This window comes from Fibrobacter sp. UWB2, assembly GCF_002210425.1.
Taxonomy (GTDB): Bacteria; Fibrobacterota; Fibrobacteria; order Fibrobacterales; family Fibrobacteraceae; genus Fibrobacter; species Fibrobacter elongatus.
Window position 1 is genome coordinate 1 of sequence record NZ_MWQK01000007.1, and the last position, 14,379, is coordinate 14,379.

Sequence of the window (14,379 nt, forward strand, 5' to 3'; positions counted from 1 at the left end):
GATCGCCGATGGTACCTGGCCCCCGGGCCCGGGAGAGTAGGTCGCCGCTGGATTCACGGGCCCCTTGAGGAAATCCTCGAGGGGCCCTTTCTTGTTTTATCTCGCCCTAGCGCAGTCCCGCAGGCGGCACTGTCATGCCGGACTCCGTTCCGGGAGGGAATCGGCTTACAAGTCTCGATACAGCATACACATCCCGATGTGAATCGTTAGTAGCGGTTGATTAATGGCTAATGTCTAATTTTGTATATTCCGTACAAATGACTAGAATTTCCGTATACATCCTGTTCCTCACCCTTTTCCTCCTTGCGGCCTGCGACAGCGACAAGAAGGACTTCGAGACATTGAAAGAGGATGAAATAATCCTCGATATCAACACGGAAGAGTATTCGTTGAATGGAACGGTTATCGGCAAGACTGCTACCGATATTTCCGCTATTGATGATTTTATTGACAAGCCTCTTCATAAAGAAGTATGCAGGGTAAGGACGAAGTTTCAAGAAGATGCTTTAAGGCGCGGTGAGTCTGGTGACGGGTTTGATTTTGCCAAATTGCATGTAGATGGAAATCTATCTTACGGGGATTTCTATAAAGCGTTCTCTTCAATGTTCTTCTGTGGGTATTCGGTCTTTGATATTGCAATTGGCTCAAATTATAAGGGTGTTTTTAGGTTAAGTATCCCATCAACTAATTATATGTGGTGTGGCCTTGTTATTCTGCGAATGAAAGGTCTAAGATATAAGTATTTGCGTAACCGTCAGAAGTTATCGCTTGCTGAAATGTCAGAGATAGATGTTAAGGATAGAGAGTGCGTTGAAAATCATGAAACATTGGACTTGTTATTGTCGTTTTATCGTAAAGATGATGGCATCGCCTATGTCGTCAGTTTGAATGAAACGTTTTTCAATAAGGGCAGCCGGTTTGATGGCTATAACTTCTATACATTTAATGACGAAAATGATTTGTGGAAGTTTATTGAAGATGTCCGTTCTAGAGTGGAACGCCAAACAGAAAAGAAGCCTGAAACAAAACAGGATAGAGTCTTAAGATTACTTATTGATGCCCTGGATGGTCCAAATAAAATAACGCTTGTTTTTGAAAAAGACGTGCTGATGAAAGATATTGCCCCCATCATCAAAAAACTAAATACTTACGGGTATAGATTTGCATTTGATTTGGATTAAAACTGCGCCGTTATGTGGACCTGCAATATTTGGACTTTGAATATTCCAATTTACCACATTGATAAACTGTCCAAGGAACTTTCTGTTTTGTAGTTTTTCCTTGTCGCTTATGATTATACATTATTGAACGTAGGCGAGCGATGTTGCATTGCCTAGGGTGTGAGGATAAGAACATGGAAAACAATGAAGTTGAAATCAAGAAAGTCGGGCCAATTGTCGAAACCGTATGGGGTGTGTTCCTGCTTGTGGCTAGCTGCGCGCTAATCGTCTTTGCCGCTTAATCCTTGATTGCAAAAAAAGAAAGTCAGTCTGTGTTGGAGACTGACTTCTTTTTATTTAAAATTCCAGATTTCGCCAAGCGCATTCGCTTGCAGGCGGAATATATCGGTTGTTGTAGTACTCCGCGCAACCTGTGGGGTTTGGAGCCTTTTCGCAAGTCGTATCGCGAATCTCGACGAGCTTGTCGTAGACATCCTTATTCTTTACGGATCTGAATAGCAATGAGTTCTGGAGGCATTCAAAACAGCATAGTCTGTCATAGACATGCATTGTCTTTTCGATTTTTTCAATCACCTTTGTATCGCCAGTGGCAGAGAAATAGGCCCAGTGGGCATCGATATCTTCGCCTTCGCATGTGACCGAGTCCATGAAAAATTCGTGACCTTGAATATACTTGCTTATGCTTTGTTGTGCCGGGAATCCTGTTGGGAAGACTCGCTGAAAATCTTTCTGTTCTTTTTCATCGAGGTGAGACATGATCCAGTTCTCATCAAGGTAATTGCGGTTCTTTAAACTTATGAGGTTGATTAGAGTAGGGTAGTAAACTCTTGCGTTTTCCACATTGAGCGTATTTGCTCTAATTATAGCCACGATAAGTTCGTTCGTGTATTCGGGGTTCATCTTGTAAGCTTCACCGATGAACAGGTCTACAGAATCGGCTAAGGCGGGAGTTAAATCATCCCGCTTAAAATTTTCATTTATTTGGGGGTTGAAAAGAGCACAGCTTGATAGGACTAGAATGGCTAGAACAAATGATAGGTATAGTTGCTTTGTCATAAATAAACCTTAGTTTGGTTACAATATAAACAAAAACGGAGCCCCGAAGGACTCCGTGTATTTGTTTTTAGAGCTATTAGACTCTTCCGAAGCGGCGTGTCTTGCGGAACGGCTTGTCGCCAAAGCTGCGTTCATCGCGGTCTTTGCGGAAGGGCTTGTCTTCGAACTTGCCGGGTTTGCGGTCGGCGAATTGGCGTTCGCGGCGGGCCTTGCGGTTTTCGAACGGCTTGTCGCCAAAGCTGCGTTCACCAAGGTCTTTGCGGAATCCGCCACGGCGTTCATCGTCGTGGAATCCTCCCTTGCGGTCGCGATGGAAACTGCGGCGTTCTTCGCGGCTAGCGTGCGGTCTTGTTCCCGGTGCGGGGCCCTCGGGCGGTTCGTCGGTCATCACGCGGAAGCGGGCGTCGTTACCGCGGATTGTCATTTCGGACAAAATGTCGAGAACGTCTTGCGGAAGCGTGTTCGGGAGTTCAACGGTACTGAACTTATCGAACAGCTTGATGCGACCGATATTGCTGCTGTTGATGTTTGCTTCGCCAGCGATTGCACCCACGATGTCTCGCGGGCTTACGTGGTCGATGCGACCCACGCCAAGGTAGTAACGCAAATAGCCTTCTTCGACGCCGTTCATGCCTTCTTTGCGTTCTTTCCTTAAGCGTTTCTGTTCTTCGCTATTGAGGCCGAAATCTTCGCTATTGCCGAGGAAGTCTCTGCCTGAGCGGACCTTTTCGCGGCGTTCCTTCGGAGCTTCGAGCGGCGGGAGGTTCGGGAAGAGCGGCTGCTTTTTCTGGTACATCTTGATGACTGCTGCTGCGATGTCTTCGGCAGTCATTTCGTTGACGGAGCCATCTTCGAGGGCTACGCCATCCTTCATGTTGCAACCTTCTGCGGCGAGTGCGCGGACGAGTTCCTTGAACTGGTCGAGTTCACCGTAGCTTACGACACTCTTGACTTTAGCCTTGAATGCTTCGACGCGCTTTTTGCTAATCTGTTCGGAGGTCGGCATTTCCATCACGTCAATCGGCTGGCGCGTTGCCTTTTCGATAGTCTTGAGCATGCGCTTTTCGCGCGGCGTGATGAACAAGATGGCGTTACCGCTGCGGCCTGCACGGCCTGTACGGCCAATGCGGTGCACGTAGGATTCGGTGTCGTACGGAATGTCGTAGTTCACAACGAGTGAAATACGGTCCACGTCAATACCGCGGGCGGCGACGTCTGTTGCGACGACGATATCGAGCTTGCCCATCTTGAGACGGTTGATGGTGCGTTCGCGCATGGACTGGGCGAGGTCACCGTTGAGCGGAGCCACGTTGAAGCCTCGGCTTTCGAGCTTTTCAGCCACTTCTGTGGTGTTCTGCTTGGTGCGCACGAAAATGAGCACTCCGTCAAATTCTTCGCCTTCGAGCACGCGTGCGAGCGCTTCGATCTTATTTTCGTTTTTCACGAGCAAGTAGCGCTGGCAAATGTTTTCGACCGTGGTCGTCTTGCCTTCGATGCGGGCTTCTTCGTATTCGCCCAAGTGCTGGTCGATAATTTTCTTGACGCTGTCCGGCATGGTGGCGCTAAAGAGGGCGCGCTGGGCGTCGGCGGGGATTTCCTTGAGGATGGTTTCCACGTCTTCCATAAAGCCCATGTCGAGCATTTCGTCAGCTTCGTCGAGGACAATAGCCTTGACCGCTCCGAGAGAAATAGAACCACGCTTGATATGGTCAATCAAACGACCCGGTGTGGCAACGACGATGCTTGCCTTGCGCTTGAGGGCGCGCAACTGGATAGCGATATCCTGACCGCCATAGACCGGAACAACCGTCACGTTTTGCATCTTGACAGCGTATTGCTGGATGGCATCCGAAACCTGGATCGCAAGTTCGCGTGTCGGCGTAAGCACGAGCATGGACGTTTCGCGTCCGTTGAAGTTGATACGCGAAAGGAGCGGAAGTGAGAATGCTGCCGTCTTGCCGGTACCTGTCTGTGCTGTTCCGAGAAGGTTTGCGCCCTGCAAAAGTGCCGGAATGGCCTTAGCCTGAATGGGCGAGGGCGTTTCGTAGCCGGCGAGCTTGACCGCTTCAAGAACTTCCGGAGAGAGACCGAGATCGTCGAACGTCACCAAAGATTCATCGCCGACATCTTCTTCGTCTGCGGAGTCTTCATTTAAGGCGGCCGAATCAGTCGCTGCTGTTGCGTCTTCTGCTTCAGCGGGCTTTTCCTGCTCGCTTGTCATATCGTCATCGTCGATAAATTCGACTTTTTCGCCTTTCTTAATTTTGGAGTTTGCTCCGGATTTCAAAACTTCGCCATTGTCGTCAACGACAATGCCGTCCGGATTTGCTGCAAAGAATGCGGCTTCGTCAGCCTGATCTTCGTCTGCACCGCCTGCGATGGCGTTCAAGAAAGCATCTGCTTCGAGCTGTAATTTGGAGTTGTCGTTATTTTCCGGAACGTCAATTTCCGGGCCGCAAGAAATATCTTCTGCCATAAGTCACCTTCGGGATCCGTAAACTTCATCTGCAGCACATGCCGCGTCATCACTTTGCTCGAATCGAGCATTCAATAAGCCCCGAAGTGCACTCGCACTTATAAACCTGAAGTCTGTTGGGTCCCCTTAATTTTGCGCCAAATGTAGAAAATAAAGGTTTGAAATCAAAGGTTTTTAAAAGCGCTGGTGACGAAGTAATAAAAAAGAATGTTGCGGCCGCGCCGGAAATTTTCATAGACAGTTTAAATGAATTATACTATATTATGCAAACCTCGGAGAGATGCCAGAGTGGTCGAATGGGCCGGTCTCGAAATCCGGAGTCTGTCACAGGACCGAGGGTTCGAATCCCTCTCTCTCCTTTGAAACGAAAAGCGAAGCCGTAAGGCTTCGCTTTTTGTTTCAAGTGAAATAATAGTGGATGAGAACCCTCGCAGAGGGTTCGATTGACCGCGCGAGAGCGAAGCGAACACAGCGCGGTCAAGGATTACGGCCTCCGGCCGTAACCCGGAGGGCAACTAGCGAAATGAAATGAGCTAGTTGTCCAATCCTTCACTCTCTTTGAGAGAGATAATGCACTTTTCTAGAGTGTCAGATTGACCTTGTCCAGAGAGAGGACGAGAAGGAACAGAATGTGACCGAACGATCCCATCCCTCTCTCTCCTTGAGAGAGAGGTAAATGCTCTCGTATTGAGAAAAAATGAGCTCTCCAAGCCCTTAAAAAAAAGTCAAAACACCCATAAATTGGTAATTTTTGGCACTTTTATGGTCGAAAAATGAATTTTTGTAATAAAAATGTATTCTTTTCTAAAAAATATGCTATATTTATTTACGTGAACGTATCAGAGGGGAGCTTTGATTTGTTTGCGCAATTCCAAGCGCCCTTCTTAAGATTTAACGAAATAAACTGAGACAATAGGAACCGTAAAAACGGTTTTGGTGTATTAGGAGTTTATTCAAAAGTCTCTCATTCCAACTCGTAAAATACTGTCGCCCTCCCATCGAGGGCGACTTCCCGTTTATAGGGCTCACGGGATTTTTATACCCTTTGACGCGGTTACAAAAAAAGAACCCAACTTGCGTTGAGTTCTTTTTATACCGCTTGGCGCGGTTACAAAAAAAGTCCAGCTTTCGCTGAACTTTTTTATACCCCCAAGCGGTTTCGAACCGCTGTTGCGGGAATGAAAATCCCGAGTCCTGGGCCACTAGACGATAGGGGCGTTTTGTGTGAGGACAAATATAGGATTTTATAGAATAATGTCAAGGGTGGATGAATAAATTTTTTTTGAGGGGGCGCGGCTTTTCATAGTCGACTTTTTATACCCTTTGTCGCGGTTACAAAAAAAGACCGACTTTTCAGTCGATCTTTTTTATACCCCCAAGCGGTTTCGAACCGCTGTTGCGGGAATGAAAATCCCGAGTCCTGGGCCACTAGACGATAGGGGCGTTTTGTGTGAGGACAAATATAGGATTTTATAGAATAATGTCAAGGGTGGATGAATAAATTTTTTTTGAGGGGGCGCGGCTTTTCATAGTCGACTTTTTATACCCTTTGTCGCGGTTACAAAAAAAGACCGACTTTTCAGTCGATCTTTTTTATACCCCCAAGCGGTTTCGAACCGCTGTTGCGGGAATGAAAATCCCGAGTCCTGGGCCACTAGACGATAGGGGCGTTTTGTGTGCGCCAAATATAGATGTTTATAGAAAATTGTCAAGGGTTTTTGTTTGAATTTTTTATTTTTTCTCTCGTGAATCTGAAAAAAAAGCTAAAAAGGATACTTTGGCGAGGCGTTTTACGCTTTTTGCCGGTGGCTTTGCTTGCGAGTGCCGCCGATGCGGCGTTGCTTTGGGGCATTCGTTCGTTCATGGGGATCCTCCAGGGCGAGGCTGTTTTCTCGCTTACGCTATGGCTTGTGCTGATGGTTGTCCTCACGGCGCTCCGTTTTGCTTTTTTTGCCTGGAAGTTGAACATTTCCGAAAAATGGCTTTTTGGCGCAGGATCCTTGGTGATGGGGTGGTTCCTGCATACGCTCCGTTCGCTTTCGCCGCGTGTGTTCCATACACCTGAGGGTGATTTGAAAGTCGAGACGGCGTATGAATCGACGATAGTCTTGCAATCAAATGGCGGCGTGTTTTTCCAGGCGGTGCAGGCGATTCTCCAGCTCCTAGTCTTTTTGCCGGTGCTGTTCTACATTTCATGGCCGTTGACTTTGTTCTTGTTTGTGGTTGTTGTTCCGCTTGTGGGCTGGATGCAGCGCCGTCTGCATAAGATGGGCCCTGCCGAAGAACATATTCTTACGGAACGTTCGAATTTTCGCAGTTCGCTTTATCTTGCCCGGAAACTTTTCCGCCGTTGGAGTTCTCGTTTTGAACGCAAGGATATTTCGAACGACTTAATGTCTCAGGTTCGCAGTCTCAGGGAAGATGGCCTTTCTGTCTCGCTCCGCAAAGGCGTGCTTTCTCTTGTTACGGAGAGCGTTTCGGTCTTGGCGATGGTCTTTGTGCTTGCGTTCTGTGCGCTTTTGATTTCGAAGGGCTGGATGGACGGAACGGGGCTTGTGCTTTACTGTTCGGCAGTTCTCCTTTGTTACAAACCCGTGAAAGAATGTGCTCGTGTAATGCCGCAGGCCCGCTCTGCGATGAGCGCTCTCCGTGTTTTGGAAAAGTTCGAAGCTTTGCCTTCGAAAAAGTCGGATTCCAGTTCTGTCAAAAAAACGTTTGTTCCGGATTCAGATTACATGCAAATTGCGCACGGAGATTTTGCGTACGAAGGGGCGTTCGAAACGCTCTTTAGCAATTTTTCGCTTTGCTGGAATACAAAAAAACCTGTACTTGTTCGTGGTCGAAATGGCGTGGGCAAATCGACACTGTTGCGCTTGATTGCTGGGCTTGAGGAATGGGACTATGGTGAAATTACAAGTAACATTCCTCTGAAAAACAATGTGTTTTTTGTGGCGCAAGATTTGGAATTGCCTCCCCTTCACTTGTTAGAAAAACTCCTTGCGCAAACGAAATTTGCGGCTGTCGCGGAATTTGCTCGTGCGGCCCGTGTTGATAAAATTATTGCCAAGGAAGGAATGTCGGGTGGCGAACGCGCTCGTGTCGCTTTGGCTTGGGCTTTGGCTTCGGATAGCTCGATGGTTTTGCTTGACGAACCTTTTGCATCGGTGGCGCTTGCTGACCGCGAACCGCTTTTGACGGCGTTCCTTGATACGGCGGAACTTTTGCACAAGTGGGTGGTGCTCGTGAGCCATGATGTGCTTTCCCGTGAACTTGAACAACGTTTTAACGTTTTGGAGATGGACCATGCCTAGTGCAAAAAACGGGCTCGCTGCACGCCTGTATCGCTTTCGCGGGTACATCTTGGGTTTAATCGCCATTGCCCTAGTTATAACCCCGCCTTGCGTTTTTTCTACTGAAATAAGGTCGGGCGTTTTAATAGCCATCACGCTTTACGTTGTAAGTGCTTTTTTACGGGTACAGTCGCGCCGCTTTATTGGTGAGCATACTCGTGGTCACGTCCATGCGGCAGATGCGCTTGTGACTTGCGGCCCTTACGCTTCCGTTCGCCATCCGCTTTACGTTTCCAATACCGGCTTTGCGCTGGGGCTTGCGTTTTTCCATCTGGGCGTTTCGCTTTGGGTGGTCCCGTTTATGCTCGTTGTTGTTGCGTTTGAAATTGCGCTTTCGCGAATCGAGGACCGCTTTCTGGAAAAGACTTTTGGCGATGTCTGGCGTGCATGGGCGGCAAAGACTCCAGCATTTTTCCCACGTTTGGGCGGTACTGCTTGTGGTTCAAGCCGCGTTCCTGCGCAAAGGACCTTTTGGCAGGCGTTTTTTGCCGATTCGTCTTCGTGGCTATGGCTCTTGTTTTGTAATTTATTACTGGTATTAAGAAAAGTGGCGGTTTTCTATGTTTAAGGTGTTAGACGTTGCGCGCAAGGCTCTCGGCTCTGTGGCCGAAGTTGCTGCTAAAGTGCCTGTGATAGAAAATAAGTACCACGTGAATGAGCGCTTGCGCGGTCCGTGGCCTAAGGGACCGTTCCTTTGGATGCATGGCGCGAGTCTTGGCGAATGCAAGATGCTCCTGAATTTGGCAAAGTTTATTCAGGAAGATTTGCCGGACTGTCCGCGGATTTTGATTACGGCTCAGAAGGTTGAGGTCGTTTCGTTTATCAAAGAATCGGGCGTAAATGTGACGACGTGCATTGCCCCTGCGGATACGCCTGTGACGATGAAGTCCTTTATTTCTGCGGTTAAGCCTCTTGGACTCATCCTTGCGGAAAATGAATTTTGGCCGGGCTATCTTTCTTCGATCCAGCGGATTTCGACAAGGCCTTCTGTGGCTGTTGTTTCGGGACGCTTTTACCGTGCCATCCCCGGAATTGATTTTTCGGCGGTGGGCTATGCGAGCATGCAGACGGGCTCGGATCTTTCTCGTTTTATGAGTGTCGCTGCCCGTGCAAATATTTCGCGGGTGATGATCGGTGGCGATTGGAAACTTTTGCCATGGGTGCGCTCTGGCAAGTCTGTGACCGCCCCTGAAAATCCGACGGTCGATACGGTGTTTGTCTCGATGCACATCCAGGAATGGGCGGGGCTCAACCAGATGATCCTTTCGTCGATTAAGTGTCAGGAATCGGTGGTGCTTGTGCCGCGTCGCTTGTCTGAAGTGGCGGGGTTCCGCAAGGCGTTGCATGACCAGGAGCTTATCGTGGTGGATTGGCCGCTTGTGCAAAAGGGCGCTGTTTCGCTTGTAAGTGAATTTGGCAAGACAAAGGAAATTTTTGCAGTTTCCAAGTCGGCTGTAATTGGTGGTTCGTTTGCGCGTGGCCTTGGCGTCCATGATTTCTGGGAACCGCTCCAGCGTGGCGTGGCAACGTGCGTGGGACCTTATGCGGCCGGGCAGAAGGAAACGGTGACAACGCTTGTCCGTGAAGGCGTCATTGCTCAGTTGCAATCGGTGTCGGAATATTCAAGGCGCAACAAGCCCGATGTTCGTTTGGTACAGACGTTCCTTGCTCACGAAAGTGCGAAGATTAGTGATTCTTATCAGCAACTGCTTGAATTTTTGAAGAATTTGTTAAAGTAAATTAGGTGGATTATGAAAAAACTCGTTTTGGCTACGCCCCGTGGATTCTGTGCTGGCGTTGACCGTGCCATCCATGTGGTTGAAAAGGCTGTCGAAAAGTTCGGTACGCCCATATATGTACGCCATGAAATTGTGCACAACAAGTTTGTTGTGGAAACCCTCAAGAGCAAGGGTGTGGTCTTTGTCGACGAGCTCGACCAGGTCCCGGAAGGCTCCGTGGTGATTTTTTCGGCTCATGGGGTTGCTGAACGCATTTATGAAGATGCCAAGGCCCGTAACTTGCAGGTACTTGATGCAAGCTGCCCGCTGGTGCTCAAGGTGCATTTCAGTGCCAAGCGCCATTACAATGCGGGTCGCCATATCATCTTGATTGGCCATGCGGGCCATGCCGAAGTGGAAGGCACGCTTGGACAGCTCCCGGAAGGCGCAATCACGCTTATCAGGAACGAGAAAGACGCAGAGACTGTCGAGGTCCCTGCAGGCAAGGAACTTGCCTACATCACGCAGACAACGCTCTCTGTGGCCGAAACGCGCAAGATTATCGAGGCCCTCAAGCGCCGCTTCCCGAATATCATTGGCCCGGATGCGGGTGACCTTTGCTATGCGACGGGTAACCGCCAGGCGGCGGTTCTCGAACTTTGCTCCGAGGTCGACATGCTTTTGGTGGTCGGTGCCAAGAATTCTTCGAATTCCTCGCGTTTGATGGAACTTGGACTTGAACAGGGACTCCCGAGCCACCTGATTGCAGACGTGAATGACCTCGATCCAGCCTGGTTTGACGGGATTAATACGGTCGGCCTCTCGAGTGGGGCGAGCGCACCTGAAGTGCTGGTTCAGGGTGTCGTGGACTGGTTAAAAGAAAAATTTGGCCCGATTGAAGTGAAAAATCTTGTAAAATTAGTCGAAAATACGAAGTTTAACTTGCCAAAAGCATTGCAAGATTAACTTTAGCCTTGACAGTTCCAAAATTTTTAGCTAAAATTGGTGCCTGTAAAAACAACGGAGTTTTAATATGAGCCGCATTTGTGAAGTCACCGGCAAGGCCGGTCTCGTGGGCAACATGGTTTCCCACTCTAACCGTAAGAAGTTGATGAAGCAGCTTCCGAACCTCCAGAAGAAGCGCTTCTACATTCCTGAAGAAGACCGCTGGGTGACGCTCCGCGTTAGCGCCGCTGGTCTCCGCACGATCAACAAGCTTGGCATCCAGGCTGTTGCTCAGGAACTCGGAATCTAATTTCTTAGATTAAAAAGTTTAGCAAAAACCGCTATGTGATACATGGCGGTCTTTTGTGTATTTTGACAATTGCGGCTTGCGCGATAAATGCTACAAAAATGCCCCGGTGCTGTGACCGGGGCTGATTTTGTAAATGGAGATTCCCGCTCGGAGGCGGGAATGACAAGAGGGGTTTTCGACTACTTGCGGATGAACTGCGGGACGCCTTTGTACTTCGCCATGGCCTGCATGATGCTACCCATTTCCCATTCCTTTTCCTTGAGGCGGCGACGGAGGAGGGCGACGAACACTTCCATGAGCATTTCGCAGTCGTACACGGAGCGGTGCATCTTTTCTTCATCGATGGTCATCGAAATTTCACCGCGCTTCATGAACATATTTGCCATAAAACCGAGCTTGTGGTTCGCAAGTTCCGGCATGATGGTCTTGGAAATGGCAAGGCTATCGACAACGGGATTCCCTGGCGTAAACTGCGGGTTCTGTTCGTAGGCGGTGCGCAAGAAGCTGGCGTCGAAGTTTGCGTTGTGAGCGAGCAAGATGGAGCCCGGGCCGCAGAATGCGGTGAACTGCTTGAGGGCTTCGCCGACCGGCGGTGCGTTTTCGACCATCTTATCGGTAATGTGGTTCACGTTCGTTGCTTCGGCGGGGATGAGCATGTTGGGCTTTACGAGCGTGTCAAATTCCGAGATGAGTTTCGGCACGACGCGTCCGTTTTTCACTTCTACAGTGAACTTTACGGCGCCAATTTCAATGATTTCGTCTTTACGGTTGACAAGACCAGTCGTTTCTAAGTCGAATGCGACAAATTTTGGAGGTAATGCGATCACGGCTGTGTTTCCTTATTTTGAATATTTTCGGGCAAAAGATACTTAATTTCGATGTCAATTGCTGTCAAAGGGAGCGGAATAATGAAATTATCCCATCCGTTTAAGCGAAAATGCTTGCCATACTTGATGCAAAAAAGCCAAAGGGGCTGGCCGCTAGCCTTGGATAGCCAAAGTGAACCCGGTTTTACTTGGAGGGCGGGGCCGTGCGGGCCGTCGAGCGCCATGCCGACAAAACGGTTGTTCTTGAGCGACTTGAGCAGGTGGCGGACGTTTGTGGCGCCGTGCGTGTCAGAACCGCGGGTGACTTCGTAATGGAGCTGTTTCGCTGCCTGGGCGAAAAACTCGCCGTCGCTCGATTCCGAGACGAGGATGTGGACGTTCTTGTCCTTGAAGGCGGCGGTACTTGCGAGCAGGTCCTTGTGCCATAGACCCAAGATGCCCGGTCGAAAGTCGTCGGGCACGCGCAGGCGAATGCGGAGGCTCCTCATCCAGAGGGCGCCAAGCGTCGCAAGTAGTTTGGTCTTAATCGAGGGCTGTTTCACGCGTAAAAAATAGGTAATGGAGGGGGTCTAAACAATGAAAATGAAATTTTTTTGACTTTTTTTACTTTGCCCCCTTGTATAAGTTCAAATAAATACTTATATTGCGTCTGCAATTATGGCGACGTACCCAAGTTGGTAAGGGGCGAGTCTGCAAAACTCTTATTCGGCGGTTCGAGTCCGCCCGTTGCCTCTCAAAAGACCTTTCGTGAAAGCGAAAGGTCTTTTTGTTTAGTTTTTTGGTTTTCGCGAGGATTGCGGAGGTGGTGCGCGCGCACTTGTAAAAAAAATGCCCGCGCACTTGTTGTGGCGGGCTGAAAACTTATTCTGCCGGAGGCGGCGGAAGTGGGTTCTTGCGGGGGCGTCCACGTGGGCGCTTGACCGGCATTTCTGCAGCGGCTTCCGGATGGAGCGCCTTGTTTTTTGCCATAAGCGCTTCGCGGATCTTCTTTGCACGTTCTTCGATGCGCTGGCGGGCGAGGTCTGCGGCAGACACGATGACTGTCTTTGGCTTGTCGCCAGGCTTTGCGCCGAACGAGCCCTTGAGGACGCGGCCTGAAGGCGGCTTGGGCGGTTCCGAGATGACGCTCGTGAGCACGCGCTTGGGCGCTGCTGCGGGGGCGGCCTTTTCGATAATCTTCTTGACTTCGGCGTCTTCGACCTTTGGTGCGGCGTTCTTCGCGATTTTCTTTAAGATGCTGTTGATTTCGGCATCGCTTTCGGCTTCGCGCTGCTTCGGGTTTTCCGGCTTGTTGTACTTTGCCACGAGCGAATTGAACTTGGCGTTTTCGCTCTGTTCCTTGAGTCTTTGACGCTCGCGCTTGGACGGGCGCTTGGCCCCGTTGTGCTTTTTACCGATAAATTTTTTCTCTTTGCTTTCCGAGTTGCGAATGATTTCTTCGTCGGAAAGACCACGCAGTTCGGGCGGAACTTCAGTGATTTGAAGAGCCTCTTTTCTAGTGGAATCTGTCATGATTTCTGGGTCTTTAAGCGGTTTTTAGCTTTGTCAAGGTTTTTTTTGCACTTTTTTTGCAAAAAATCTGAGAAAAATTTAAAAAAATTTGAAAAAAATGCTTGTCAAGGTCTAGAAAAAAAATTCTTTATGGACTATTTTTGGAGTACAATGCTTCGGTTTACACAAGAAATATCTCTCGCTTTGCGCTCTATCGCTAATGAAGAAGAAGCGCATGAAATGTCTAAGAAGGCTAGGGAGCAATTTGAATTTCTCGGAATCAGATTGGTTCCCCGTCGTGAAGTCACGTACCCGATTTTCGACAAGTACCCGCCAAAGGACGGGGACGAGCTCGTATCGAGGGTCGAGGACATGTGGGCACAGCCGTATAGGGAATTCCAGTACGCAGCTTGTGACTACCTGTTCCGCCATCGCGTGCTTCTCGGTGGCCAGCATTTGAACTTTTTGAAAAAGCTCATCAAGACCAGAGCTTGGCGCGACACGGTCGACACCCTTGCTTCTTGCGTCTTGGGTGACTTGGCGCTCCGCTTACCGGCGCTGCGTACAAAGATTGCCTCTTGGATCCGCGACCCGAACATCTGGGTCCGCCGCAGTGCGATCATCTTCCAGGTGCAGTACAAGGACCGCACGGACTGGCCGCTCTTGCGTCAGTTCTGCCTCACTTGCGCTAAGGACGATGACTATTACATCCGCAATGGCATTGGTCGTGCGCTTTCTGAATACGCACGCATCAACCCGACGGAAGTCCGCCGTTTTGTGCAGGATAACGCATTCGCCGAACAGACCGCTCAGGAAATCCTCCGCCTCATTTAAGTGGGACGTTGGCGGGCTGTGCGAAGCCCCCGCTTTTAAAGACTCTCGAAAGAGGGTCTTTTTTTATTTGCTTTTCTTTTCGGCTTTTCCCTTTTCTTTTAGCGGAAAGCTGAATTTGCCTTGAAGAACGCAACCTTTTGCCCCCGGGTCACATTCCTGTTTGCGTTTTTCGCAAAACGTTTCGTTGAGGT

12 protein-coding genes and 5 tRNA genes are annotated in these 14,379 nt (G+C 49.4%); 9 read left to right on the forward strand and 8 right to left on the reverse strand.

From position 1 onward, the window contains the following. Positions 1 to 257 precede the first annotated feature (257 nt). On the forward strand, positions 258 to 1,181 hold the full coding sequence (locus B7982_RS13310; RefSeq protein WP_144065972.1) for a hypothetical protein: 924 nt from the start codon (positions 258 to 260) through the stop codon (positions 1,179 to 1,181). A 336-nt stretch (positions 1,182 to 1,517) separates the two neighbouring features. Here B7982_RS13310 and B7982_RS13315 read toward each other — a convergent pair whose 3' ends face one another. After that, the gene (locus B7982_RS13315; protein WP_088661180.1) at positions 1,518 to 2,237 is read right to left on the reverse strand and encodes a hypothetical protein; all 720 of its coding nucleotides are present in this window, start codon (positions 2,235 to 2,237) and stop codon (positions 1,518 to 1,520) included. A 76-nt stretch (positions 2,238 to 2,313) separates the two neighbouring features. Beyond that, positions 2,314 to 4,713 (reverse strand): DEAD/DEAH box helicase, encoded by a 2,400-nt coding sequence (locus tag B7982_RS13320; protein WP_233138564.1) that lies wholly within the window; start codon positions 4,711 to 4,713, stop codon positions 2,314 to 2,316. A 274-nt stretch (positions 4,714 to 4,987) separates the two neighbouring features. Between B7982_RS13320 and B7982_RS13325 the strand changes: the two genes are divergently transcribed. Further along, positions 4,988 to 5,072, forward strand: a tRNA-Ser gene (locus tag B7982_RS13325). A 785-nt stretch (positions 5,073 to 5,857) separates the two neighbouring features. On the opposite strand, the gene B7982_RS13330 is transcribed toward B7982_RS13325, so the two are convergent. From B7982_RS13330 to B7982_RS13340, 3 genes are all read right to left on the reverse strand, one after another. After that, a tRNA-Glu gene (locus B7982_RS13330) sits at positions 5,858 to 5,930 on the reverse strand. Positions 5,931 to 6,083: 153 nt separating this feature from the next. Further along, positions 6,084 to 6,156 (reverse strand) — tRNA-Glu (locus B7982_RS13335). A 153-nt stretch (positions 6,157 to 6,309) separates the two neighbouring features. Then, positions 6,310 to 6,382, reverse strand: a tRNA-Glu gene (locus tag B7982_RS13340). 76 nt (positions 6,383 to 6,458) lie between these two features. Here B7982_RS13340 and B7982_RS13345 point away from each other — a divergent pair. The 5 genes from B7982_RS13345 to rpmB all read left to right on the forward strand — a co-directional run bounded on the left by B7982_RS13345 (position 6,459) and on the right by rpmB (position 11,036). After that, positions 6,459 to 8,024, forward strand: a complete 1,566-nt coding sequence (locus B7982_RS13345; RefSeq protein ID WP_233138566.1) for an ABC transporter ATP-binding protein — start codon at positions 6,459 to 6,461, stop codon at positions 8,022 to 8,024. Then, positions 8,017 to 8,631 carry an isoprenylcysteine carboxylmethyltransferase family protein gene (locus B7982_RS13350; protein WP_088661182.1) on the forward strand — a complete coding sequence of 205 codons (615 nt, stop codon included), beginning with the start codon at positions 8,017 to 8,019 and terminating at the stop codon, positions 8,629 to 8,631. The genes B7982_RS13345 and B7982_RS13350 overlap by 8 nt, the downstream gene beginning before the upstream one ends. After that, complete coding sequence (locus B7982_RS13355; RefSeq protein ID WP_088661183.1) at positions 8,624 to 9,802, forward strand: 3-deoxy-D-manno-octulosonic acid transferase; 1,179 nt, start codon at positions 8,624 to 8,626, stop codon at positions 9,800 to 9,802. The genes B7982_RS13350 and B7982_RS13355 overlap by 8 nt, the downstream gene beginning before the upstream one ends. A 12-nt stretch (positions 9,803 to 9,814) precedes the next feature. Then, entirely contained in the window at positions 9,815 to 10,747 is a 933-nt protein-coding gene (gene ispH, locus B7982_RS13360; protein ID WP_088661184.1) for a 4-hydroxy-3-methylbut-2-enyl diphosphate reductase, read from the forward strand. Between the two features lie 67 nt (positions 10,748 to 10,814). Further along, entirely contained in the window at positions 10,815 to 11,036 is a 222-nt protein-coding gene (rpmB, locus tag B7982_RS13365) for a 50S ribosomal protein L28 (protein ID WP_014546602.1), read from the forward strand. 179 nt (positions 11,037 to 11,215) lie between these two features. On the opposite strand, the gene B7982_RS13370 is transcribed toward rpmB, so the two are convergent. Then, positions 11,216 to 11,863, reverse strand: coding sequence for a PolC-type DNA polymerase III (locus B7982_RS13370; RefSeq protein WP_014546603.1), 648 nt, complete (start codon positions 11,861 to 11,863; stop codon positions 11,216 to 11,218). Continuing rightward, positions 11,860 to 12,405: a lysophospholipid acyltransferase family protein gene (locus tag B7982_RS13375; RefSeq protein WP_233138567.1), complete on the reverse strand. Its 546-nt coding sequence runs from the start codon at positions 12,403 to 12,405 to the stop codon at positions 11,860 to 11,862. Before B7982_RS13375 ends, B7982_RS13370 begins: the two co-directional genes overlap by 4 nt. A 117-nt stretch (positions 12,406 to 12,522) precedes the next feature. Here B7982_RS13375 and B7982_RS13380 point away from each other — a divergent pair. After that, a tRNA-Cys gene (locus B7982_RS13380) sits at positions 12,523 to 12,595 on the forward strand. 129 nt (positions 12,596 to 12,724) lie between these two features. Here the strand turns inward: B7982_RS13380 and B7982_RS13385 are convergent. Further along, positions 12,725 to 13,375 (reverse strand): hypothetical protein, encoded by a 651-nt coding sequence (locus B7982_RS13385; RefSeq protein WP_088661186.1) that lies wholly within the window; start codon positions 13,373 to 13,375, stop codon positions 12,725 to 12,727. A 150-nt stretch (positions 13,376 to 13,525) separates the two neighbouring features. Between B7982_RS13385 and B7982_RS13390 the strand changes: the two genes are divergently transcribed. Beyond that, the gene (locus B7982_RS13390; RefSeq protein WP_088640823.1) at positions 13,526 to 14,188 is read left to right on the forward strand and encodes a DNA alkylation repair protein; all 663 of its coding nucleotides are present in this window, start codon (positions 13,526 to 13,528) and stop codon (positions 14,186 to 14,188) included. Positions 14,189 to 14,379: the final 191 nt, after the last annotated feature.